20 protein-coding genes are annotated in these 25,160 nt (G+C 57.7%); 11 read left to right on the top strand and 9 right to left on the bottom strand.

The window, feature by feature from the left end; genetic code table 11:
- The first annotated feature begins 484 nt into the window (after nt 1–484).
- The gene (locus tag AC2FH9_RS09790; RefSeq protein WP_142633552.1) at nt 485–721 is read left to right on the top strand and encodes a hypothetical protein; all 237 of its coding nucleotides are present in this window, start codon (nt 485–487) and stop codon (nt 719–721) included.
- On the opposite strand, the gene AC2FH9_RS09785 is transcribed toward AC2FH9_RS09790, so the two are convergent.
- Entirely contained in the window at nt 710–1,333 is a 624-nt protein-coding gene (locus tag AC2FH9_RS09785; protein WP_142633550.1) for a helix-turn-helix domain-containing protein, read from the bottom strand. The two genes, AC2FH9_RS09790 and AC2FH9_RS09785, sit on opposite strands and share 12 nt — an antisense overlap.
- Before the next feature lie 65 nt (nt 1,334–1,398).
- Here AC2FH9_RS09785 and AC2FH9_RS09780 point away from each other — a divergent pair, with 65 nt between their 5' ends.
- From AC2FH9_RS09780 to AC2FH9_RS09760, 5 genes are all read left to right on the top strand, one after another.
- A complete protein-coding gene (locus AC2FH9_RS09780; protein WP_496871352.1) occupies nt 1,399–2,916 on the top strand; it encodes a class I adenylate-forming enzyme family protein in 1,518 nt (505 codons plus the stop codon).
- Nucleotides 2,913–3,572, top strand: coding sequence for a DsbA family oxidoreductase (locus AC2FH9_RS09775; RefSeq protein WP_496871350.1), 660 nt, complete (start codon nt 2,913–2,915; stop codon nt 3,570–3,572). The genes AC2FH9_RS09780 and AC2FH9_RS09775 overlap by 4 nt, the downstream gene beginning before the upstream one ends.
- Before the next feature lie 75 nt (nt 3,573–3,647).
- Complete coding sequence (locus AC2FH9_RS09770) at nt 3,648–4,856, top strand: multidrug effflux MFS transporter (protein WP_496688255.1); 1,209 nt, start codon at nt 3,648–3,650, stop codon at nt 4,854–4,856.
- A 57-nt stretch (nt 4,857–4,913) separates the two neighbouring features.
- The gene (locus AC2FH9_RS09765) at nt 4,914–6,578 is read left to right on the top strand and encodes a tetratricopeptide repeat protein (protein ID WP_496871348.1); all 1,665 of its coding nucleotides are present in this window, start codon (nt 4,914–4,916) and stop codon (nt 6,576–6,578) included.
- Nucleotides 6,575–7,243, top strand: a complete 669-nt coding sequence (locus AC2FH9_RS09760; protein ID WP_496871347.1) for an SH3 domain-containing protein — start codon at nt 6,575–6,577, stop codon at nt 7,241–7,243. Before AC2FH9_RS09765 ends, AC2FH9_RS09760 begins: the two co-directional genes overlap by 4 nt.
- Here the strand turns inward: AC2FH9_RS09760 and mfd are convergent.
- Nucleotides 7,240–10,695: a transcription-repair coupling factor gene (gene mfd, locus AC2FH9_RS09755; protein ID WP_496706061.1), complete on the bottom strand. Its 3,456-nt coding sequence runs from the start codon at nt 10,693–10,695 to the stop codon at nt 7,240–7,242. The genes AC2FH9_RS09760 and mfd overlap by 4 nt on opposite strands.
- A gap of 18 nt (nt 10,696–10,713) precedes the next feature.
- Entirely contained in the window at nt 10,714–11,241 is a 528-nt protein-coding gene (locus AC2FH9_RS09750) for a component of SufBCD complex (protein WP_496695607.1), read from the bottom strand.
- Nucleotides 11,242–11,360: 119 nt separating this feature from the next.
- On the opposite strand from AC2FH9_RS09750, the gene hemB reads away from it, so the two are divergent.
- The 4 genes from hemB to AC2FH9_RS09730 all read left to right on the top strand — a co-directional run bounded on the left by hemB (nt 11,361) and on the right by AC2FH9_RS09730 (nt 16,211).
- The gene (gene hemB, locus AC2FH9_RS09745; protein WP_281972015.1) at nt 11,361–12,359 is read left to right on the top strand and encodes a porphobilinogen synthase; all 999 of its coding nucleotides are present in this window, start codon (nt 11,361–11,363) and stop codon (nt 12,357–12,359) included.
- 141 nt (nt 12,360–12,500) lie between these two features.
- On the top strand, nt 12,501–13,076 hold the full coding sequence (locus tag AC2FH9_RS09740) for a lipid-binding SYLF domain-containing protein (RefSeq protein WP_142633534.1): 576 nt from the start codon (nt 12,501–12,503) through the stop codon (nt 13,074–13,076).
- A gap of 173 nt (nt 13,077–13,249) precedes the next feature.
- Nucleotides 13,250–15,712, top strand: a complete 2,463-nt coding sequence (locus AC2FH9_RS09735; RefSeq protein WP_496871343.1) for a penicillin acylase family protein — start codon at nt 13,250–13,252, stop codon at nt 15,710–15,712.
- Nucleotides 15,713–15,818: 106 nt separating this feature from the next.
- Nucleotides 15,819–16,211, top strand: coding sequence for a nuclear transport factor 2 family protein (locus tag AC2FH9_RS09730; protein WP_496695612.1), 393 nt, complete (start codon nt 15,819–15,821; stop codon nt 16,209–16,211).
- Between the two features lie 52 nt (nt 16,212–16,263).
- Here the strand turns inward: AC2FH9_RS09730 and hflX are convergent, their stop codons facing one another.
- The 4 genes from hflX to trkA all read right to left on the bottom strand — a co-directional run bounded on the left by hflX (nt 16,264) and on the right by trkA (nt 20,815).
- Entirely contained in the window at nt 16,264–17,535 is a 1,272-nt protein-coding gene (hflX, locus tag AC2FH9_RS09725) for a GTPase HflX (RefSeq protein WP_142633528.1), read from the bottom strand.
- Nucleotides 17,535–17,774: an RNA chaperone Hfq gene (gene hfq, locus AC2FH9_RS09720; protein WP_010440340.1), complete on the bottom strand. Its 240-nt coding sequence runs from the start codon at nt 17,772–17,774 to the stop codon at nt 17,535–17,537. Before hfq ends, hflX begins: the two co-directional genes overlap by 1 nt.
- Nucleotides 17,775–17,900: 126 nt before the next feature.
- Nucleotides 17,901–19,439, bottom strand: coding sequence for a TrkH family potassium uptake protein (locus AC2FH9_RS09715; protein ID WP_142633526.1), 1,539 nt, complete (start codon nt 19,437–19,439; stop codon nt 17,901–17,903).
- On the bottom strand, nt 19,439–20,815 hold the full coding sequence (gene trkA / locus AC2FH9_RS09710; protein ID WP_142633524.1) for a Trk system potassium transporter TrkA: 1,377 nt from the start codon (nt 20,813–20,815) through the stop codon (nt 19,439–19,441). Before trkA ends, AC2FH9_RS09715 begins: the two co-directional genes overlap by 1 nt.
- A gap of 96 nt (nt 20,816–20,911) precedes the next feature.
- Here trkA and AC2FH9_RS09705 point away from each other — a divergent pair, with 96 nt between their 5' ends.
- Entirely contained in the window at nt 20,912–21,391 is a 480-nt protein-coding gene (locus AC2FH9_RS09705; RefSeq protein WP_496871342.1) for a hypothetical protein, read from the top strand.
- Nucleotides 21,392–21,402: 11 nt separating this feature from the next.
- On the opposite strand, the gene ntrX is transcribed toward AC2FH9_RS09705, so the two are convergent.
- Complete coding sequence (gene ntrX / locus AC2FH9_RS09700) at nt 21,403–22,812, bottom strand: nitrogen assimilation response regulator NtrX (protein ID WP_496675862.1); 1,410 nt, start codon at nt 22,810–22,812, stop codon at nt 21,403–21,405.
- Entirely contained in the window at nt 22,809–25,097 is a 2,289-nt protein-coding gene (locus tag AC2FH9_RS09695; protein ID WP_271947352.1) for a sensor histidine kinase NtrY-like, read from the bottom strand. The genes ntrX and AC2FH9_RS09695 overlap by 4 nt, the downstream gene beginning before the upstream one ends.
- Nucleotides 25,098–25,160 lie beyond the last annotated feature (63 nt).

The raw sequence follows: 25,160 nt of genomic DNA, 5'->3' as shown, positions 1-25,160 counted from the left end.
CTGCAGATGTGATGCAATAAGACCCGTTCGGCGTTTGCTGTGTGGGTCTCATATCCTTCGGCGGATTCTGGCACAGACCCGCAGTACCACGACATGCAGGTAAATGCTGTGGGCATTCCGCTATAAATTGATGCGATCCCTAGTTTCAGACAAATTTGAAAAATTTCAACAAGGGGCTTTACGTAACGGGTTCGAAAGATATAGCCTGCGACTAGTACAAATGTATCCAATTTGAATTACGCCAAACATTACCGACACATAGCTGTGTTACAATATCAGGAACAGTATTTTCGGACCAGCCTCCACTCACTCAAAACTATTTGGTCCGTAGGCCCGTCTCAGATTTCCTGTGGCGGGCCTAACTGATTTAAACTTCGCACGCTCAAGGTGCGACATTTTGCCATAGCCCTACCTGCAAACACCATTCGTACCCTGAATTCAGGGCCGAGCAGATCTGTAGCCAGACAAACAGAAAGCCCAATAGATGTTTAAGTGGAACGATCTGACGCAAGATTGGAATGAAATGTACGCCCGTGCAAAACGGCGGTTTCCCAATTTGCGCGACCGAGACATGGATGCGGTCGGGCGCGACCGTGCACAATTCGAGGCTTATCTGGCCGAACGTCATCATCTGACGGTGAACGAAGCACATGAAGAGCTTGAGGATTTCCTGTTCACCGAAGCGCTAACCCGTGAAGTCACCAAACATCTAGGTAAGTGACGTCACCCACAGGATCATCGCGTCTTCTTCACTGACCGAAACGACATTATGCCCCATGCTGCCGTCGTAATAGGCGCTGTCACCGCGGCGCATTTCGACGGGTTCGTAGAACTCGGTATACAGGCGAACAACACCCGTCAGCACGTACAGGAATTCTTCGCCATCGTGGCGGACCCACCCGTCAAACTCATCCATTGACCGGGCACGTACACGGGCGCGATAGGGCAGCATCTGCTTTTTCGTAAGCGTTTCAGCTAGCAGTTCGTGCTCGTATGTTGTGGTTGCGTGGCTGGTGCCTTGCCCCATCCGGGTCACAGCCATACGCCCGATCACCTGCTCGCGCTGTGGCGGCGTGAACAGCTGCGGAACAGAGATTTCCAGCCCGATCGCCAGCTTCTTCAGCGCATCATATGTAGGCGACATCTGCCCGTTTTCGATTTTGCTGAGCGTTGAACGCGCCAATCCCGCCTGATTGGCCGCTTGTTCCAAAGTCCAGTTACGCGCCTTGCGCAATTCACGCACACGGACGCCAAGGTCCAGCGGTTCGACCTCTGTGTGCTCGCCCGAGTTTCGGGCAATTCGGATCAGAGATGTCTGCTCTTTGGTTCTCATGCGCCACTCTATAGGGCCAGCCTGTCCCGCTTGCAACGCAGCAGTTGCCGCGTTAGCCAGACGCCATGCTTTCCCTTTTCGATCAAGGCCCGCCCAAGGCCTGCCCCACCCCTTTCAATCTGGCCGCGCATGTGTTGCGTCAAGCAGATCGCAATGGCGACAAGATTGCCTTGTCGGTACTTGGCGCAACGTCGGCGCAGAACTGGAGCTTTGCTGCGTTGAAACGCGCGATCCTTGCAACCGGTACAGGTCTGCTGCGGGCCGGTCTGAAACCGGGCGATCTGGTCTTGATGCGTTTGGGGAACACGGTTGATTTCCCAATAACCTATCTGGGTGCAATCGCGGTCGGCATTGTACCCGTGCCGACATCGTCACAGCTGACGCAGCCAGAAACGGCAAAGATCATCCAAGATCTGAACCCCGCCGCCATACTGCGCGATCCCGATATCGCCAGCGCGGATCACCCGAACCAGATATCTTTGAGCCAACTGCGCGAGATGCGCGATCTACCTCTGGCCGAGTTTCGGATGGGCGACCCCGAAGACATGGCTTATGTGGTCTATACGTCTGGCACCTCGGGCAAGCCACGGGCCGTTGCACATGCCCATCGTGCAATTTGGGCGCGGCGGATGATGGTGGATGGGTGGTACGGCCTGCAGGAAACGGATCGATTGTGCCATGCAGGTGCGTTCAACTGGACCTATACGTTGGGGACAGGACTGATGGATCCCTGGACCATTGGCGCGACAGCGCTGATACCGGAGCCCGGCACCGATCTGTCGACCCTACCCGATATGCTGCGCAATCACCGTGCCACGATTTTTGCTGCAGCTCCGGGCGTGTTTCGAAAAATTTTGAACGAAGCAAACGATCTGCACCTTCCCGATCTGAGGCACGGCCTTTGCGCTGGTGAAAAACTCTCACGGCATCTGCACCAGAAATGGACACGGATCACCGGGCGCGAGTTGTATGAAGCTTTTGGAATGTCCGAATGCTCGACCTTCATCTCTTCAAGCCCAGCCTATCCGGCACGTGGCGATGCACTGGGGCAACCACAACCCGGGCGACGTGTGGCAATTCTGGGTCCAGACGGGCCGGTTCCACAGGGGAAAGAAGGGACCATCGCCGTCCACCGATCAGACCCCGGCCTAATGCTGACCTATCTCAACGCGCCGGACGAAGCGCTGGCCAGGATGCAGGGCGAGTGGTTTCTGACCGGCGATCAGGGTGCAATGGCAATTGATGGTCAGATCACCTATCTTGGCCGAGACGATGATATGATGAATGCAGGCGGCTACCGGGTCTCACCGATCGAGGTCGAGGCCACATTGTCCCGATATCCCGGCATCTCGCAGGTCGGCGCGGCCGCCGTTGAGGTCAAGCAGGACAGTTTTGTCATAGTGGCATTCTATACCGGGCCGGAAAAGCTGGACGAGGACGCCCTGCGCGCCTATGTCGAGACAAATCTGGCGCGCTATAAGCAACCGCGCGCCTTTATCCATCTGCCTCAGCTGCCAACTGGCGGCAATGGCAAACTTTTGCGCCGGGCGCTGCCGGCCTATTTCAAGGCGACCAATACATGACCCAGACCGTCAAGCTCGACATCATGTCTGACCCGATCTGCCCCTGGTGCTATATTGGCAAGACTCATCTGGACAAGGCGTTGGCTGCAACTCCGGACCATCCATTCATCATTGAATGGCACCCCTTTCAGCTGAACCCCGATATGCCGGTCGAAGGCATGGATCGGCGCGAATACTTGGAGCGCAAATTCGGCGGCAAAGACGGAGCCATCCGTGCGTATGCCCCGGTGGTCGAGCATGCCGAAAACGCAGGGTTGGGCATCGACTTTGAGGGGATGAAGCGCACCCCGAACACGCTGGACGCTCATCGGCTGATCCACTGGGCCGGGATCGAAAACAAGCAGAACGCTATAATTGATGCCCTGTTTCAGGCCTATTTTGTACAGGGTCGCGATATCGGCGACCACGAGGTTCTGGCGGATATTGCCGACAGTCAGGGGATGGACGCCGCCGTCGTCATGAAGCTGCTGAAATCCGACGCCGACCGCACCGACATCAGCAACCGTGACGCGCATTCCCGGCAGATGGGTGTGACGTCGGTACCGACTTTTATCGTTGCCAACCAACATGCTGTCCCCGGCGCGCAACCACCGGAAATGTGGGAACGCGTGATCGGTGAAATCATGTCTCAAATCGAGGCTTCCCCTGCAAAATAGCACAGCCTCCTGTGCATTCTGATCACTGGCCGTGCCCAATCCTCTGTGATAGCGCGAACGGGTCAGGAGAGCCCCATGAGTAATCGCATGCCGCGCGGAGAATTTGTCGCTTTGATCGCAATGATGTTTGCGACAATCGCGTTTTCTATCGACTCGATGCTGCCCGCCCTGCCGCAGATCAGCGCGCAACTCAGCCCAGGTGATGCAAACAAGGCGCAGTTGATCCTGACCTCATTTGTGCTGGGCATGGGGATCGGCACCTTTTTCACCGGCCCTCTGTCGGATGCATTCGGGCGCAAGCCGGTAATTTACGTCGGCTCTGCGCTGTATATCCTGTCTGCCGCAGTCGCCTGGGCCACCTCCTCGCTTGAGATGCTGTTGATTGCGCGCATCTTTCAAGGCATCGGCAGCGCGGCCCCACGCGTGGTGGCCATGGCCATTATCCGTGACCTCTATTCCGGCCGTGAGATGGCCCGCATCGTCTCGATTGCCATGATGATCTTTACGCTGGTTCCCGCCATCGCGCCCATGATGGGTGCCGGGGTGATCGCTCTGGCCGGGTGGCGAGGCATCTTCGCTTCGTTCATGTTGTTCTCTTTGATCACAATCACGTGGATGGGCCTGCGTCTGAGCGAACCTCTGGCACCCGAAAATCGCCGCCCCCTGCGCCTGCCGCTTATGATTGATGCCGCGCGGCAGATGTTTGCACACCCGACTGTGCGGGTTTCGATCATGGTGCAAACGCTTTGCCTTGGGATGCTGTTCACCATGCTGACGATGGTACAACCTGTTTATGACATCATCTACGACAGAGCAGACAGTTTCCCATTCTGGTTTGGATTCGTTGCTCTGATGGCTGGCTCGGCCAGTTTGTTGAACGCGACTTTGGTCATCCGATTGGGGATGCGCCGGATTGTAACCTGGACTTTGGGCGCACAGATCGTCTTTACGTGTTTTGTCATGGTAATGAACGGTCTGGACCTTTCTGATGGCGCCTCATTTGCGCTTTTTGTCAGTTGGCAGACTGCCGTGTTCTTCATGGCCGGTATGACGATGGGCAACCTGAATGCCATAGCGATGGAGCCGATGGGCCATATTGCGGGCATGGCAGCGTCAGTCATAGGCGCGGTATCAACCGTTCTGGCCGCTGCAGTAGCAGCCCCCTTGGGACAGTTGTTTGACGGATCGATCCTGCCCTTGGCAATAGGTGTCCTGACTATGTGCACGATGGGGTTCGGCCTGATGCTGTATATGGGCCGGATAGAAGACAGATTGCCCGCCTGATCTGTGCAGCCGCGATGAATCGCGTTAACCTGTTCCCGCTACGTGGGGAGATTGTCGATGCGCTATTCTTACGATCTGGGCACGCATACTTGTCCAGTCACTACCACATCGCCCGAGGCACAGGTCTGGTTTGATCGTGGACTGAACTGGACATACGGCTTTAACCACGACGAAGCTGTCGCGTGTTTTCAGCGATCGGCCGAGGCTGACCCGGATTGCGCCATGGCTTATTGGGGCATCGCCTATGCAGGCGGGCCGAATTACAACCTGCCATGGGATCGGCTGGACGACCAGGGACGGGTAAAGGCTCTGGCGCAGGCATATGATGCAACTCAACAGGCGCTGGCCTTAGCCGACCGATGCACCCCGTTCGAGCGTGCCCTGATCCACACGATGCCTGCACGATACCCACAGCGCGATCCGATTGAGGATATGAACGGGTGGGATCGGGATTTTGCCGATGCCATGCGCGCGGTCTTCAAAAATCATCCCGATCAGCTGGACCTGCGCTCGATCTATGTAGAGTCGCTGATGAACCTGACCCCCTGGCAGATGTGGGACCTGCACTCAGGCCAACCCGCAAAGGGGGCCGCCACTGTCGAAGCGCAACAAGCGCTGGAAGCGGCGATGGCGAATGACCCGGCAGCGATGACCCACCCCGGCCTGCTGCACTTGTATGTTCACCTGATGGAAATGTCGCCCACCCCGGAAAAGGCGCTTAAGGCCGGGGACATCCTGCGCACGCTGGTGCCCGATGCGGGGCATCTGGTGCATATGCCAACCCATATCGACGTGCTGTGCGGCCACTATCAAAACGTGGTCCACTGGAATGAAAAAGCCACCGAAGCGGACTTGAAATATTACGAACGCGAAGGCGCGTTCAACATCTACACCGGCTACCGCCAGCACAATTATCATTTTGTCATATATGGCGCCCTATTTCTGGGACAGATGGAACCTGCTCTGCGGGCCAATCAGGGATTGTGGGACACCACACCCGAAGACATGCTGCGCATAGAAAGCCCGCCTATGGCGGATTTCTTCGAAAGTTACATGTCAATGGGCCCGCATATCCTGATCCGGTTTGGCCGTTGGGAAGAGGCAATGGCGCTTGAGCTGCCCTCGGACCCCGAACTGTACTGCACTCTCACGGCAACCACGCATTATGCCCGGGCCATTGCTTTTGCCGCCACTGGGCAGGTCAGCGAAGCCGAAGCCGAAGAGCAGTTGTTCCTCGCTGCCAAGGCCCGCGTGCCAGAAACGCGATTGCTGCACAATAACCGCGTGATCGACCTGCTGGACATTGCCCGCGAAATGCTGCGTGGCGAAATCGAGTATCGCATGGAAAACTACGATGCGGCCTACGCCCATCTGCGCCGCTCGGTCGAACTGGACGACACCTTGCCCTATGACGAGCCATGGGGATGGATGCAGCCCACTCGACACGCGTTGGGTGCATTGCTGTTCGAACAAGGGCATACCGCCGAAGCCGAGGCCATATACCGCGAGGATTTGGGGTTGGGCGGTACGCTCAGCCGTGCCTCTGTCCATCCTGACAATGTCTGGAGCCTCAAGGGCCTGCATGACTGCCTGAAGGCGCGCGGTGAGACGGTTGAGATCGTGCAGATCAGGCAACGGCTGGATTTGGCTTTGGCTCGTGCGGACCGGGCTGTTGGGGCGTCCTGTTTCTGTGCCCAAGCCGCCATGAGGGCCGCCGAATGAGATACGCCTTTCTGCTCGCTTTGCTCTGCAGCCCGGCGCTGGCGGATCGACAATCCTTTCCGCCCGTCGACGAGGCCGAGCGGGATGTCACCCTCGTCTCGTTCCGGGCAAACCTGCTGAACATGGTAGCCGAGCGCGACATCGAAGGCGTGCTGTCTGTTGCCTGCCCGGATATTTACCTTAGCCACGGCGGCAATGGCGGCCCGGACGAGCTGCGCGAGTATCTTACTCCCGGACCGGCAACGTCAGAGCAAGATGATGATGACAGCGAAAAGGTTGTTGAAACCTTTTGGTCCGATCTGGAAAACACCCTGACACAGCCTGGCTATTTCAACGAAGACGGCGAGTTCTGGATGCCCCACCAATGGCAGCTCACCCTACCCGCTTCGCTGGATCCGGCGTTGGCCTATTTTGTGACCGCTCAGGATGTAACTCTGCGCAACGCACCAAATCGAGGCGCGGCCATACTCGACCTCATCAGCTATGAGGTCGTCATCATCCGCGACGTCTCTCCCATCGCGCAATACCAGAGGGTTCTGCTGACTGATGGGGGTCAGGGCTATATGCACAGCGATTTCCTGTGGCCCATGACCGGGTTCCGGGCTGCATTGGCGCAATCCGACGCGGGCGACTGGCAGCTGTGCACCTTTGTCAGCGGTGACTAGGCTTTGGCCTTTTTCTTTTCGGCCACAAGTTTTTCCGCCAGATCGCGGGCGATGGCAAAGGCCCCCTTGATCTTGTCGCTGTCCTTCTTCCAATCGCGGCGCACGACGATCTTGTTATCCTTGACCTTGGCCAACCCGCGCTGGTTCTGGATGAACTCGACCAGCCCCTGAGGCGAGGCAAATTTGTCGTTGTGAAACTGGATCGTCGCGCCTTTGGGCCCGCCATCTAGCTTTGCAATCCCCGCCCGTTTGCACATCGCCTTGATGCGCACGACCAGCATCAGGGTGTTGACCTCTTTCGGCAGCGTGCCAAAGCGGTCGATCAATTCAGCGGCGAAGCCTTCCAATTCCACCTTGGTCGACAGCGACGACAAACGGCGATACAGGCCTAGGCGGACATCCAGATCGGGCACATAATCCTCTGGGATCAGGACAGGGACGCCAAGATTGATCTGCGGCGCCCATTGGTCATCTGCATCCGACAGGCCTTCCATCTCACCGGCTTTGATCTTGGCAATCGCCTCCTCCAGCATCGACTGATAGAGTTCATAGCCCACATCGCGCATTTGGCCCGACTGTTCCTCGCCCAACAGGTTACCCGCCCCTCGAATATCAAGGTCCTGAGACGCCAACGTGAACCCCGCCCCCAGCGTGTCGAGCGAGCCCAGAACGCGCAGGCGTTTTTCGGCCGTGGCAGTCAGACGGGCGCGCGGTTTTGTGGTCAGATAGGCATAGGCGCGGGTTTTCGACCGCCCGACCCTGCCGCGGATCTGATAGAGCTGCGCCAGCCCGAACATATCCGCCCGGTGCACAACCATCGTATTTGCAGTCGGGATATCCAGCCCGCTTTCCACAATCGTGGTGGCCAGCAAGACATCGTATTTGCCGTCGTAGAACGCATTCATCCGATCGTCGAGTTCCCCCGCCGCCATCTGCCCATGCGCCACCATATAAGTCAGCTCGGGCAGTTGCTCTTTCAGGAATTCCTCAATCTCGGGTAGGTCCGAGATGCGCGGGACGACATAGAAACTCTGCCCACCACGGTAATGTTCACGCAGCAGGGCTTCGCGGATCGTGACCGCGTCGAACTCACTGACATAGGTGCGGATCGCCAGCCGGTCGATGGGAGGTGTGCCGATGATCGACAGGTCACGCACGCCGGTCAGGGACAGTTGCAGCGTTCGTGGAATCGGCGTCGCGGTCAGGGTCAGGACGTGGATATCGCTGCGCAGCTGTTTCAGACGCTCCTTGTGGCCAACACCGAAATGCTGTTCCTCGTCGATGATCAGCAGACCCAGATTGTTGAACCGTATCGCTTTTGCAAGCAAGGCATGGGTGCCGATCACAATATCCACCGTGCCGCGCGCCAACCCATCACGGGTCTGTTGCGCCTCTTTGGCCGAGATGAAGCGGGACAGCTGCCGCACCTCAAGCGGGAAGCCCCGGAAGCGATCCTTGAAGCTGGCCGCGTGCTGACGCGCCAACAGCGTTGTCGGTGCGATCACCGCCACTTGCACGCCCGACATTGCGGCAACGAAAGCGGCACGCATTGCGACCTCGGTCTTGCCAAAGCCCACGTCGCCACAAATCAGACGATCCATCGGCGCGCCGGAATGCATGTCTTCCATGACCTCACCGATTGCGCGCAGCTGATCGTCAGTTTCCTGATAGGGAAAGCGCGCACTGAACTCCTCCCACGCGTGCGGAGGCGGGTCCATAATCGGGGCCTTGCGCAAAGCCCGTTCGGCAGCGATGCGGATCAGTTTATCCGCCATCTCGCGGATGCGCTCCTTCAGCTTAGCCTTCTTGGCCTGCCACGCGCCGCCGCCCAATCGGTCCAGCAGACCCTCATCATGACCGTATCGCGACAGCAGTTCGATGTTTTCGACCGGCAGGTACAGTTTGGATTGTTCTGCGTATTCCAGCAGCAGACATTCATGGGCGGCACCGGCCGCCGTCACGACCTCCATCCCCAGATAACGCCCGATGCCATGATCCACATGGACCACCAAATCACCCGGGCTGAGGGATTGGGTTTCGGTCAGGAAATTTTCGGCCTTGCGGCGCTTTTTGGGCTGCCGGATCAACCGATCGCCCAGCACATCCTGTTCGGCGATCACGGTCAGGTCGGGCGTTTCGAACCCGTGCTCCAGCGCCCAGACGGCCAGATGCAGCCCGCGTTTGCCGATACGCGTACCGTCGGGCACGGGGATCGCCTCGGCAAGGCCTTCATCCTCGATCAGCCCAGTCAGACGTTCGCGGGCCCCTTCGGAATAAGAGGCAATCAGAACCGGCCCCTTGGCCATTTTGTCGGTGATATGGCTGGCCAGTGCTCCGAACAAGCTGATGCTTTCCTGCTGCCGCTCGGGCGCGAAATTCCGTCCAATCCGTCCACCTGCGTCAATCACCCCGGGCCCAAGGGCCTGAGGCAATGCATTGAATTGCAGAACGCGCCTATCGCCGACAGCTTGTTCCCAAGCAGTGTCATCCAGATACAATAGGCCCGGTGGTGTCGGTTTATACACCGTGTCCATGCGCGACCGGTTCTCAAGCGCGAGCCGCCGCGTTTCGTATTGATCCGCAATCGTGTCCCACCGCGCCAAACGCGCGGGCGTGACCTGATCATCCAGCGAGATGGTGGCACCGGGCAGATAATCAAACAGCGTTTCCAGCTTTTCGTGAAAGAACGGCAGCCAGTGTTCGATCCCCTGATGCTTGCGCCCTGCGCTAACGGCCTCGTACAGGGGATCATCTGTGCCCGCCGCCCCGAACTCGATGCGATAATTTTGCCGAAACCGGGTGATGGCCGCGTCATCTAGAATGACCTCGGACACTGGTGCCAGCTCCACAACAGCCAGCTTTTCGGTCGTACGTTGCGACACCGGATCAAACCGACGTGCTCCATCCAGAACATCCCCGAACAGGTCCAGCCGCACCGGCCCGGATTCGCCGGGCGGGAAAATGTCGATGATACCCCCTCGAACGGCATAATCGCCAGGCTCCATCACGGTCGGGCTTTGCGTGAACCCCATGCGCACAAGGAAATTCCGCAGCGCGGTTTCATCAATGCGGTGATCGACACGGGCGGTAAACGCCGCCTCTCGCAGCACCGCACGGGCAGGCACGCGTTGGGTTGCGGCGTTCAGAGTTGTCAGCAGCACATATTGCTGCGGCATCTGGTGCACAAGTGCGGCAAGGGTGGCCACACGCGCTGCCGAGATATCGGCATTGGGCGATACCCGATCATATGGCAGACAATCCCAGCCTGGGAACACAAATACCGGCATGTCAGGCGCAAAAAAGGCAAGCGCCGCGCGCATCGCCTCAAGCCGTTTGTCATCACGCGCGACATGGCACACCGGCCCGCCCGAGCGCGCCAGCTCATTCAGGACAAGCTGCGCGTCAAACCCTTCGGGGGCGCCGCCAACGATTACTTGGTTCGGACCCGTCATCGCCAAGCCTTTCTGATTTTACCAACCCGGGACGCCGATGGAAAAATTCTGGTACATGCCCCAAAGCGATGTGATCAAGATCGAAATCATACCAACTATCTGGGTATAGATCCGGCAGCGCGTAAGAATCTTGGAAATATATTCCAGACTTGGTGTTTCCCGGCGCAGTTTCCGCGCGGCTGATACATTGATCAGCACGACAAGACAAACCGGAAACAGCAACAAAAACACGGCCTGCGCAAATTCAAGCCCGTAGTAGAACCCCAAAGTGGCGAGACCCGTGAACAGAAAACAACTAAACGCTAATATCGCGAGGCCGGATACCTCCAATATATAGAGCAATCGGTTTCCGTTAATGCGGACGATATCCATCAAATCCTGTTCCGATTGCCCACCTACCCGTCTTGCGCGCACAACAAGGTCAAACGGCACGCCCATGGCCCAGTGGCTGGCGGATGACCACAACACCGCAAGCCCGATCCAATACCAGAGATTCGAAAAGCTGCGCATGTCGATGAGTTCAAAAATCGAAGAGTATAAGTCCACGCGTCAGCCCTTAATTTCCGTCTTCAGGGACCTTCTTCGCAAAGACGCGTCCATCGTTACCCTTGAGACTACACGGAATTCATGCCACCCAATGCTGGAATTTACAAGGAGAGCGCGTCATGAAACCGACCATTGCCCCCTATCCTCTGGCCCGTTTTCGTCGAACACGCCAATCACAGGCGGTGCGGGCGCTGGTCCGCGAGAATACACTGACCACCGATGATCTGATCTGGCCGGTTTTCGTCCGAGACGGCGAAGGTATTGAAGAGCCTGTCCCCTCGATGCCTGGTGTCATGCGCCGCTCGGTCGATCTGATCGCACAGGCTGCGGTCGAGGCGCAGGCCCTGGGTATCCCGGCAATCTGCATCTTTCCCTACACCGACGCCTCCCTAAAGACCGAAGATTGCGCCGAAGCGTGGAACCCCGATAACCTGTCCAACCGAGCCATTCGCGCCATCAAGAAAGCCGCACCCAATATCGCGGTGATGACGGACGTGGCGCTGGACCCATACAATATCAACGGCCATGACGGTTATGTGGTCGATGGTGAGATCATAAACGATCAAACGATCGAGGCGCTGGTAAAGATGACGCTGGCGCAAGCAGATGCGGGCGCCGACATCATCGGACCGTCAGATATGATGGATGGCCGGATCGGTGAAATGCGGCGCGCCCTGGAGGGCGCAGACCATCACAACGTGATGATCCTCAGCTATGCGGCCAAATATGCGAGTGCGTTCTACGGACCGTTCCGAGATGCAGTGGGCGCCTCGGGCGCGCTGACCGGAGACAAGAAGACCTATCAGATGGACCCCGGAAACTCGGACGAGGCGCTGCGCATGATCGAGCGTGACCTGACCGAAGGCGCGGACATGGTCATGATCAAACCCGGCATGCCCTATTTGGACATCTGCCGCCGGGTCAAGGACACGTTTGGCGCGCCGACCTATGCCTATCAAGTCTCGGGCGAATACGCGATGATACAAGCCGCGGCGCAGAACGGCTGGATCGACGGAGAGAAGGTCATGCTCGAAAGTCTGCTTGCGTTCAAACGCGCGGGCTGCGACGGGATCCTGACCTATTTCGCGCCTCAGGCCGCCCGGATCCTGCAGGGCTAATCCCCCGCGTTTCCGCGATTTTTCGCCGACTATCTTTGGTCACTGGGCAGCTTTCCCGTGACACGAGGCGACAATCGGCGTATTCTTGCGGACAAGATCGGGAGCACCCGACAATCAGGCATTTATACAGAGATAAAAAACATGAGCAGTTCCAAACCTACTCGATTAAGCCGTCGTGGCTTTGCTTTTGGCATGGCCGGTCTGTCAGTGACCGCCGCTTGCGGCAATGGCGTCGGCAGTTCCAACGCAGCGACGATTGACGCCCGTGTGGATGCGACATTGAACCAGATGTACGCCACCTACCCCAACACGCTCGAAATCGCGAACAAGGCCAACGGCATGCTGGTCATGCCTCTGATAACCGATGCCGGACTAATCGTCTTTGGCGGTGCCTACGGCACAGGCGCGCTACGCATTCAGGGCGCGACAGTTGATTACTATTCCGCAATTTCGGGAACCGCCGGCCTGCAAATCGGTGCCCAGCAATATGCGCATGTCCTGTTCTTCATGACACAGGACGCGTTGAACGATTTCCGCCGTTCCAGCGGATGGACCGCCGGGGCCGAAGTCGGCTACGTGGTCGATGCGACGGGCGACTCTCTGTCGACCGACACCACCACCCTGCGTTCGCCGGTTCTGGCGGCGGTCTTCGGACAGGCAGGGCTAAAGTTCGGCGCGACGGTCGAAGGCACGAAATACACCCGCATCATTCCCTGATACCGGACTACCCTCCCCCCTCAAGACACCCCGCTTTCGGCATCACGCCCGAAGCGGGGTTTTTCATTCAAACCGCGGTAAACACGCATGTTCTCATGCGGTTCCTCTTTCGATCCGTGCGGCCATCCTCTAGTGTCTGCGCAATCATAGAGTGAACGGAAATGTGACCGCTGATGGGAATTGTCTTTCGCTGGCTTGTGCGTATCGCCTCGGGTCTTGTTCTGCTGACATTGGCGGCTGTGTTGCTGGTGTATTTTCTGGCCAGCCAGTCCCTGCCGGACTACGATCAGACCGTTAAAGTTGATGGCCTGACTGCGCCGGTTGAGGTTGTCAGGGATACAGCGAATGTTCCCCATATTCTGGGCGCATCAGACCCGGATGTCTTCTTTGGGCTTGGCTATGCCCATGCACAGGATCGCCTCTGGCAGATGACTGTTCTGCGCCGGACAGCGCAGGGCCGATTGTCCGAAGTCTTTGGCGCTCGCACTGTTCATATCGACAAGCTGTTGCGGCGGTTTGATCTGTACGGGCTTGCACACCGGTCGGTACAAGCCCAGGACGACTATACCAAAGAGGCCCTGCGCGCTTATGCTGCCGGGGTGAATGCACGACTGGCCGAGATTAACGAAAACGCATTGGGCCGTGGTGCGCCAGAGATGTTTTTGTTCAATGCGCCTGTATCGCCCTGGCAACCGGGCGACAGCCTGGCCGTCATCAAACTAATGAGCCTGCAACTTTCTGGCCATCTTGAGGATGAAGTGCTGCGCGCGCGCACATCGCTTATGCTGGATGACCAGACCCGACTGGCGGATATTCTGCCTGATGTTCCCGGGCCGGGAATCGCCGCTCTGCCCGAATACGCCGCCCTGTTTCCTAACCTGCCCAGATATGCGGCCGGATCGTCGATGCCGGACACGCCCATCTCGCCCTTTCCAAAGCGCGGATTGGCCGGAGCATCGAACGCATGGTCTGCCGCCCCCACAAGATCTGCCAGCGGAGGGACGCTTCTGGCCAATGATCCGCATTTGGGTTTCACAGCGCCGGGCATCTGGTATCTGGCCCGTCTGGAACTGGCCAAAGGCGGCGTGATCGGTGCCACGATCCCCGGCATCCCGGCGGTGATGACCGGACGCAGTGATCGGCTGGGCTGGGGTTTGACCTCATCCTATCTGGATGATCAGGACATCCATATCGAGCAGTTGAACCCAGAAAACCCCGAGGAATACCTGACCCCCGAAGGATACAAGACCTTTCGCAGCCGCCCTTCGATCATCGAGATCAAAGACGAAGCCCCAATCACTCTGACCCTGCGTTGGACCGAGAACGGACCCGTTCTGCCGGGCACCCATTACGATCTTGGGACGATCACGCCGCCGGGTCATGTCGCCTCGCTGTCCTGGACAGCCCTGAGCGCACGGGACACATCCATGTCAGCCTCAATGGCGCTGATGAATGCGGACACTGTCCGACAAGCCATCACCGCAGCCGAGCTGTTCATGGCGCCATCTCAGAACCTGTCATTGGTCGACAAGGACACCATCGGCATGAAGCTGATCGGCGCAATGCCGCAACGTGCCGCAAAGAACCAAAGCCGGGGGCGTATTCCGACGCCTGGCTGGCTGGCCGAAAACCGGTGGCAAGGCCGCCTGCCCTATGCTGACAACCCCGAATTCGTCGCACCTGCGGGCGGCATTCTGGGCAACACAAACAACAAGATCATCGACCGGCCATTTCCCGAACATGTCTCATATGAATGGGGGGATACGCAGCGCATCCATCGCTGGGAACGGCTGATGCAATCGCGCGAGGTACACACGCGCGACAGCTTTATCGAGGCACAGCTGGACACGGTCAGCTTTACCGCGCGCTCTCTGCTTCCGCTGATCGGGGCTGATCTGTGGTACACCGGCGCCTCTGCCTCCGAAGGCACCCAGGAACGCCAGCGCCAGATCGCGCTGAACCTTTTGGCCGAGTGGAATGGCGAGATGAATGAACACCTGCCAGAACCCCTGATCTATGCTGCTTGGGTTCGGGCGCTGCAAATCCGGTTGATCGCAGATGAGCTTGGCCCCCTGGCGGCTGAATACAAACATGTCGAACCACTGTTCATCGAACGTGTCTATCGCGACATCGACGGAGCTTCGGCCTGGTGTAATGTGCGTCAGAGCGCGCCGACAGAGACCTGCACCGATATGGCGCGCATGGCACTGGACGATGCGCTGATCTGGATTTCCGAAAAATACGGAGGATCGCTGGAATCTCTACGCTGGGGTGACGCGCATCAGGCGACGCATGACCACCCGGTTCTGGGATCGGTTCCGGTGCTGCGGTTCTTTGTGAACATCCGGCAGTCCACCAGCGGTGGCGACAATACCCTGCTGCGCGGCAGAACGTCGGGTGAAGGCCCTGATCCGTTTCAGAACGTGCACGGTGCAGGCTATCGCGGCGTATATGATTTTGCGGATCCCGACAGCTCGGTGTTTATCACGGCTACGGGCCAGTCGGGTCACTTCCTTTCACGCTACTATGACGATCAGGCCCAGCTTTGGCGTCGGGGTGAATACATCCCGATGTCCCTGGACCTTGACCTGGCACATGCAGCCGCTGTCGGAGTGACCACCCTTATCCCCCGCTAAGTTCCGTGCTTCGGCAAGACCTCGCCCGTTTATTTTCCATCGCGTGGACGCTGAATGGCGTTTGGCATACGATCCAAAGGCCTAGGATTTGTGTGCGGGGGACCAAATGGCCAGTATCCGGGATAAGCTGAACAATCTCGCGCGGGATTATGCGATCGCCTGGAGCTCGGGCGACCCCGAGGCCGTTGCCAGTTTCTATGCGCCCGACGGACAGATCACGATCAACCGTGGAGAACCGATCATAGGCCGCGCCGCGGTGGCGGAAATGGCGCGCGGGTTTTACACTGATTTCCCCGATCTTGAGGTCCGCTGCGACATGTTTCGCTGGGCGGGAAGCCACGCAATATTTGTCTGGACCCTTGAAGGGCAGCATTCCAAGACCGGCAACGACGTCGTGACGCGGGGTTGGGAAGAATGGGAAATGACCGACACCAATCAGGTCCAGACCTCTCTGGTTTGGTTCGATGCCGAGGATTTTCAGCGCCAGATTGACGGCTGATCACGAACCACTTTGTTTGATGGGTATAGGGGAATTCGCCCCCAGTCAGAGTTCAAAGCGCGGAGTATTGCGAGGCCTGTTTTTCTGTCCACAGCACGTCGATCACAAAGCCATCTTCGGTCTGCTTTTCGGACTGCACGACCTCCTGGCGGAACAACCACGCGCGCTTGTTGCCTTCGGCAAATCCCAGTTCCAGCGTTGCCTCAGAACGTACGCCCTGCAGCGTGACGGCAATTTCCGCCAAAAGCGGGGCGATCCCTTCGCCGGTGACGGCTGAAATCGCGAAAATCCCCTGATCCCGCTCTGCCCGCGCCATCGCGGCTTCGCGCTCATCCGGGGACAGCAGGTCGATCTTGTTCCAGACCTCAATCCGGGGCCGCGTATCGTCAATACCCAGTGAAGTCAGGATAGTTTCGACATCCTTCGCCTGTGCCTCAGATTCATCGTGGCTGATATCGCGCACATGAACCACGATATCAGCGCCCAACACTTCCTCCAGCGTGGCCCGGAATGAGGCGACCAATTCGGTGGGCAGGTTCGAAATGAACCCCACCGTGTCCGACAGTATCACTTCGGGACCGTCAGGCAGTTCGACCCGACGCATGGTAGGGTCAAGCGTGGCGAACAACATGTCCTTGGCCATGACATCAGCCCCGGTCAGGCGGTTGAACAGGGTTGATTTGCCCGCGTTGGTATAGCCTACCAACGCCACAATCGGATATGGCACCTTGGCCCGCGCCGCGCGATGCAGCGTGCGGGTCTTGACCACCTTCTGCAACTGACGCCGCAGCCGCACCAGTTGTTCATCAATGGCCCGGCGGTCCGCTTCGATCTGGGTCTCACCCGGGCCACCCACAAAGCCCAATCCGCCCCGCTGCCGTTCCAGGTGGGTCCAGGCACGCACCAGCCGGGTCCGCTGGTAACTCAGCGCGGCCATTTCCACCTGCAAAACGCCCTCACGGGTGCGCGCACGGTCGCTGAAGATTTCGAGGATCAGCCCGGTCCGGTCGAGGATCTTGACCTTCCACGCCTTTTCAAGATTGCGTTGCTGAACGGGCGTAACCGATCCGTCGATCAAAACCAGCTCGACTTCGTTCTCGTGCAACCGTTCGGCCAGTTCCTCGATCTTGCCGCTACCGAACAGAAAACCGGCCTGCGCTCGAGGTAAGCGCACAACTTCGGATCCGATCACATCAAGGTCGGGCAATGCAGCGGCCAGCGCCACCGCTTCTGCCAGCGCCGGTCCTGGAACGCGGCGCTGTTCATCTGATTTGATTTCCGGATGCAGCACCCACGCTCGGGTGCGCACCCTTTCATGTTCCATCAAGAGGCGTCTTCGCCCTCATACAGGCTGATCGGCTGCGATGGCATGATGGTCGAAATCGCGTGTTTGTAGACCAGCTGCGACTGTCCGTCGCGGCGCAACAATACGCAGAAGTTGTCGAACCAGGTGATCACACCCTGCAATTTCACACCGTTGATCAGGAAAATTGTGACCGGGACTTTTGCTTTCCGTACATTATTCAGGAACGCGTCCTGCAGATTCTGTCTGTCCGAAGCCATATTCTTATAATCTCGCCATTGTTCTTGCTACGCGCTGCGGACCAACGCGCTCCCTCCGGCGGAGTATGGAGTGTCGTTAACCGATATTCCAGATGAAAAATCAGTCACTAGCATGGTTATTGTTTCTTAACCCCTCAATAGAGCGGGTGTGATCAGGGCAATAATCGCCAGCGTTTCCAATCTGCCGATCACCATAGCGGCACACATGGTCAGCTTGGCACCGCCCGAAAGGTCGATCAATCGGATAGGAACATCGGTTGCCAATTCGATCAACGGCCCTGTCGTGCTCAGCGCGGCAACGCTAAGCACCATAGCGTGTTCGAACCCCGTACCCATGGCAGCAAGCAACACATTGAACACAGCAGCTGTCAGGGCAAACATCATGAAAAATATCCAAGCGATAAAGGCCCCATCGCTTTGGATGCGACGGTTTCCGCCACCTACTCCGCTGACCGAAGACGGATAAATCAAACGGTCAATTTCGCGCGCGCCGTTAAGGTACAGAGCGAAAACCCGCAACAGCTTTACCCCGCCCGCCGTTGTTGCAACTCCACCGCCGATCAGCGCAAGCCCCATCAGGATCAATCCCGGGGTGCCCAGACCGGAAATTTGCTGGGCATCATCCCAGTTTGCACTTTCGAACCCCGCGGTTGTCAGAAATGACAAGACCGTAAAAATCATGCCCCAAATTACGCTCAACGCCTGAAGAGGTTCCATCTGGCCGCCAATTTCGCTGACGCCGGCAAGAACCCTGAAGAAAAGCAGCGCCGCAACGCCTGCAACGATCATGAGCCCGATCCGGAACTCGGGGTCCTTATCCAGCCGCGAATATCCGGAGGTAGCTGTGTCCGAGGAAAAGGTAAGCCGCGACAAAGCGAAGAACAGGAACAGAAACAGGATGGCCTCACCGGTTACCCCGGCCTGCGCTCCCTCAAGCCCGCCAACCGGTGATATACCCGATGTGGCCATGGTTGACATCGCATGACAGATGGCGGTCAGGCCCTGCTCTCCTGCGATCACGAGCAACAGCCAAATTACAGCGGTCAGCCCGACATAAACCGGCGTCAAAGTCAGCGTGACGCGGATAAGACGCCCGCGCGGGTCTACCATCTCGCTTTGCGCCACGCCTGAAACCGGGCGACCGGGTTGACCGCGGGCCGTCACCTCGAACCCGCCCAGTGACAACGGCGCGAGGATCGCGGCCGCTGAAATCCACATCAAAAGCCCGCCCATCCATCCGACCTGAGCCCGCCAAAGGTGTAACGGTGCCGACAACCGGTCTGGATCAGGAAACAAATCAGCCCCGGTAGTGGTCAATGCGCTGACCATGTCGAAATAGGCGTTCAGAAAGCTCGTATTGCCCAACGCATCATGCAGAGGGATCGCAAGAAACAAGGGCAATACGGTGAAACAGCCTAACAAGACCGCCAACTGGCCCAATGTCCCTCGGCGCGGCATTCTGTTGGATGTTGCCAGCGAGATGATCCCGACCACGAACAACCCCAGCAACCCGGAATAGAAGAACGACCGGGACGTTTCGTGATCATCCAGCACCAGCGCAAATATGGCAGGCATCCACATAGCGGCGGCAAAAATACCCCAGAGCAGAAGAAACAGCGGCAATCGCCGAATGAGGCTAACCTGTTTTTTCCGTGCATGCGCCATCAGAAGAAATCGATCGAGACCTGCATCAGCCGTTCCACCTCGGGCACGTCTTTGGCTAAGGCAAAAATCGCCACCACATCCTTTTCTTCAATCCTGAGACTACCGGTGGGGCGCAACATCTCATCGCCCTTACGCACTGCGCCAACCAGCACACCTTCGGGGAAATCAATGTCGCGCAGCCTCTGCCCGGCCATGGGCGAGGTTGAAAGTACTTCGGCCTCGATCACTTCGGCCTCGGCATCGCCGATGGAATAGACCTGCCGCACGCGTCCGTGCCGAATATGGCGCAGAATCGAACTGACGGTGGTTGCGCGGGGGTTGATATAGGCGTCGATACCCAGCGGCCCCATCAGGGCAACCATGCTGGGATCATTGATCAGTGCAATCGCCAGAGCACAACCTTCGGCCTTGGCACGCACGGCAACCAACATATTTACACGGTCATCATCCGTGACGGCCAACATTGCATCCGCGCGTTCGATGCCAGCTTCGCGCAGCAGCGCCGCGTCCAGACCATCACCGTGAAGGACAATCGTTCGCTCAAGCGCTTCGGCTGCCACTTCCGCACAGTGGCGGTCTCGTTCAATTATCTTGGCACGCACGCGGCTTTCACGTTCTTCCAAAGTCCGAGCAACTTCAAGACCAACATTGCCGCCGCCGACAATCACCACCCGGTCCTGCCGTTTTTGCGCCTTGCCGAAAACCTCCATCGTCCGGTCCACGTCTTTGACATTGCTAAAGACATAGCATTCGTCACCGACAAACAGCTGGTCCTCGGATTCCGGGGCAAACAGCGTACCCTCGCGCCGGACACCCACCACAATAGAGCTGAGCGTCGAAAACAGATCGGTCAGTTGCCGCAATGGCGTGTTCACGATCGGGCAATCCTCGGCGATGCGAATGCCAAGCAACTGCGCTTTGCCATCCATGAACATCTCGGTGTCAAAGGCGGATGGGGCAGACAACCGGCGCATCGCCGCTGCGGCAACCTCGCGCTCGGGGCTGATCACCACATCAATCGGCAGGTGATCGCGGCGATACAGATCCGAATGAATCGCCTCGAGATAGGATTTCGACCGAAGCCGGGCGATTTTGCGCTGAATGGAGAAAACCGAATGTGCCATCTGACAGGTGACCATGTTCACCTCGTCCGAATGGGTGGCAGCAATAATCATATCCGCATCGCGCGCGCCCGCACGGTTCAGAACATCCGGATAGCTTGCAAATCCCGCAATCCCCTGTACATCCAAGGTTTCGGTCGCCCGTCGCACCAGATCAGGATTGTTGTCAACCACAGTAACGTCGTTCAACTCGCCCGAAAGATGCCGTGCAATCTGCCAGCCAACCTGACCCGCACCGCAAATGATGACCTTCATGCTATTGGCCCTTCTGCCTGAAATCTTTGAATGACAGATGCCCCCCAGACGGTCAATTAGTTTGTAACACAAGCGAAGCTGAGGCAAGGTAAGCGTATGAAAACAATAGCTCTCACGATTTCTTTGACTCTGTTGCTAACTGCGTGTGGGCCGCTTTCCCTGTATTATCAAGAGGGCGAGACAGTTTCGCAAATGCAGTCTGAAACGACTGGATGTCAGGTTCAGTCCCTCAAAGACGCCCCCGTTGCCAATCAGGTGCGACAAGGGGCACCAACCTATTGGCCAGGTCGCACCTACTGCGATGGTCGGGGAAGGTGTCATCGCACCGGAGGCTGGTGGCAGCCCGGTCAGATCTATACGGTCGATGTGAACAAAGGGCTGCGCAACAAGCTGGAAGCACAATGCATGGCGCAGAAAGGCTATCGCCCGGTCAGCCTTCCGCCTTGCAAGCAGGGCATAAAGTCGCGTGTTGCTGCGGTCCCAACAACACAGCTGCCACCGCTCAGCACAGATTCATGTTTCGTCAAATTCGACAACGGAACGTTCCAGATCATTACCCCAGGTCAGGCAGGGTAAAGGCCGGCGGATCACTCCGCCGGTTCAGCCTCGTCCAGTTGCGCGATCCGCGCCCCCGATTTGTTCGAGGTCACTACGCCCAGAGATTTCAGCTTACGATGAAGCGCGCTGCGTTCCATGCCGACAAAGCTGGCGGTGCGGCTGATATTGCCCCCGAACCGGTTGATCTGGGTCAGCAGATATTCACGCTCGAACGCCTCGCGAGCTTCGCGCAACGGCAAGGTCGCCAATGCCCCGGACAGAACGACGCGACCTGATTCATCGGCTTTTTCTTCTTCGTTTGGCAGCTCACGCGCTTCGATCGGGCCCGTACCGTCACCCAGAATGAGCACCCGTTCGATCAGGTTCTTAAGCTGACGCACATTGCCCGGCCAGGTCATGGTCTGCAGCAACGCGACAGCTTCGTCTGAAATCTCGCGCACCGGCAGGCCCTGGGATTCATTGCACATTTCAATAAAAAACTCGGCAAGAACCGGAATATCCTCGCGCCGATCTTCTAGCGAAGGCACCGAAATAGGCACAACATTCAGACGATGATAGAGTTCTTCCCGAAAACGATCAGCGGCGATTTCTGCATCAAGGTCACGATTGGTCGAAGAGATCACCCGCAGGTCGACCCGGACCTTGTCGGTACCTCCAACCCGTTGAAACTGTTGATCAACCAGAACCCGCAGGATTTTTGACTGGGTTCCCATGGGCATATCTGCCACTTCATCAAAGTAGACGACGCCACCATGGGCCTCTTCCAACAGGCCTGCCTCAACCCCGCGTTCGGTGGTTTCACGGCCGAACAGAACCTCTTCAACGCGCTCCGGCTCGATCCCGGCACAGTTCACGGTCACGAAGGGCGCATTTGCCCGGTTCGATTCTGCATGGATATAGCGCGCGGCGATTTCCTTGCCTGAACCGGCAGGGCCTGTCAGCATCACACGCCCGTTGGACTTGGTTACCTTGTCCAGTTGGCTCTGCATTGCCCGGAACGAGGCCGATTTGCCGATCATATCCGAGCTTGTGACCTCTTTCCGCTTTAGCGAGGCGTTTTCGCGGCGCAGGCGCGAGGTTTCCATCGCGCGGCGGATCACAACCATCAGCTGGTCGATGTTAAAGGGCTTTTCGATAAAGTCATACGCCCCCTGCTTGATCGCAGCGACAGCGATTTCGATATTCCCGTGGCCCGAAATGATCACCACCGGAATGTCTGGGTTGTCGCGCTTTACAGTCTTCAGAATATCAATCCCGTCCATCCGGCTGTCTTTCAGCCAGATATCCAGGATCAAAAGCCCCGGAGGTTCGGAATTGATGGCTGCCATACACTCGTCCGAGTTGCCAGCCAGCCGGGTGGAATAGCCTTCGTCCTCGAGAATATCGGACACAAGCTCGCGAATATCACGCTCGTCATCTACAATCAGAATGTCGCTCATCTTTGGCCTGCTTTCAGTTTGTTTGTATCAATTGCCTGCTTTTTCGGCGCTGAATTTGAGGAAGTATTGCTCCCGGGCAAACGGATCACGGCCATTGCGCCAAAATGGTCCTGTCCGTCAAATACGGGGGCGTCCTCAAGTGTCAGCACCCCGCCATGTTCTTCGATAATCTTTTTGACGATCGGCAGCCCCAACCCGGTGCCCTCGTCGCGTGTGGTCACGTAAGGCTCAAACAGCCGCGCACGATCTTCCGGCAAGCCGATACCGTTGTCGGCAATGGTAATTACCGTGCCCGCATCGTCGCCGATCACAGTAACCTTGATCTGAGGCTTGAGGTTCTCAGGTGCCCCTTTTTGTTTCAGCGTTTCAATCGCTTCGCCTGCATTCTTGATCAGATTGGTCAGCGCCTGATTCAGCATTGTTGCGTCTACATCACCTGAAATCGGCTGATCTGGAAGCATCGCTTCGATTTCGACATCCGGCTGACCGGCTTGCTGCAAAAGAACTGCCTCGCGCACCAACCCCACCAGATTCTCTTCGTGCCGATCCGGTTCCGGCATGCGCGCAAACTTTGAAAATTCATCCACGATCCGCCGCAGGTCATTCGTCTGGCGAACAATCACATCAGTCATGGATACAAGGATATCGCAATCATCCTCATCCAGTTTGGACGAAAACTTTCGTTTGATCCGCTCGGCGCTCAGCTGGATCGGGGTCAAGGGGTTCTTGATCTCATGTGCGATGCGGCGCGCCACATCACCCCAGGCTGCCATTCGCTGTGCACTGACCAGATCGGTCACGTCGTCAAAGGCAACCACATATCCTTCAAGCCCGCCATCTTCGCCGCGGCGGATCGCCATGCGGACCAACAGGTTTTCCAAATGGCCTTTTCGCGTGACCTTGATTTCACCCTGCACAGCCTCTTGCCCGCTGTCCTTGAGACTTTCGAACAAAGGCATGAATTCGGGCACCGCAATTCCAATGGCAAGATGTTCCTCTCCACGGGACCAATCCAACAGGCGTTCGGCGGATCGATTCACAAACGTCACGCAACCATCAGGGTCGACACCAACAACACCAGATGTGACCGAGGTCAAAACCGAATCGAACAGCCGACGCCGGCGTTCGATCTGCCGTGTGTTCTCCAAAAGGGTATCGCGCTGCCCTTTCAACTGTCGGGTCATCTGATTGAAATAACGGCCCAGCATCGCAATTTCGTCATCGGTGGCTTCTTCGATAACCTGAACGCCCAGATCGCCTGCCCCGACACGCTGCGCAGCGGTGGTCAGGCGTCCAACCGGGCGCGAGAGACGCTCGGCGAACCACATTCCCAGCGACACTGCAGCCAGGATCAGGATCACGGCAAAGCCCAGATAAAGCAGGCCGAATTCAAACAATACCCGTCCGCGTTCACTTTCAAGCTGTTGATAGAACTGAACTGTTTCCTTGGTATCGTCCAGCAGCGTCAGCAACTGCCCGTCCACTTCCCGGCTGACATAGAGATACCGATCAAGATAAGCCTTCAAAGGCACAAGCGCCCTGAATTCACTGTTTTGCCAATCGGCAATGATCAGCAATTCATTCTCAGTCGCCTGGGCCATCTGTTCAGAGGTCGGCTTTTCGAAGTTGAACAGATAAGAGCGATCCCCCCGGGATCGGATTTCGCCATTTCCATCAATGACATAGGCCTCACGCAGACCGCGCTGGATTTGCGCCTGCCCTTGCGCCAGAACCTCTCGCAGTTCAGCATCGGAAATATAGAAATCGCGCGTCCGGGCATTGTCCAGAAAAAGCGCCAATACGACGGCGTCTTGCGTCAGGCCCTCTCGGTGTTCCTGTTCATAAGCTTCCGCAGCAGTAAGCGAGGATCCGACAACCTGCCTTACGCGGTCGGAAAACCAGCCCTCAAGACCAATATTCACCGTCAGACCGGCAAAGATTGCAACCGTGACAGTCGGCACCAGAGCCAACAGCGTGAAAGCTCCGATCAGTCGCAGGTGCAAACGGGACCCCGCGGATTTGGCCCGGCGCGCTGCAATCAGGTTGCCTACCTGACCCAGAACCAGCGCCGCAACCACGAGAACATAGACCAGATCCGCAAGCAGGATCAGGCGCAATGAGGGCGCGGTTGCCCCCAGATCGAATGGACCAATGACCAGATAAGTGGTCAAAGCCAGCACCGGGCCCAGCAAAACCAGACCCAAAGTTCCAAAATTGCGCAGCCTTCGGGATTTTCGCCACCGATTGACTGATAAAATCAGCCCGCTCTGTGCTCGGGTTGCCACCGTCTGCCCTCATCCTGATGTGCCGCTTGCGCGACTTACCGCCATATGTCGTGGTCGTTGCCC

The sequence above is a fragment of the Ruegeria sp. CDSC081 genome, from assembly GCF_059610485.1.
Note: the sequence above shows the minus strand (reverse complement) of the source record. Positions and strands in the feature narration are given on the sequence as shown.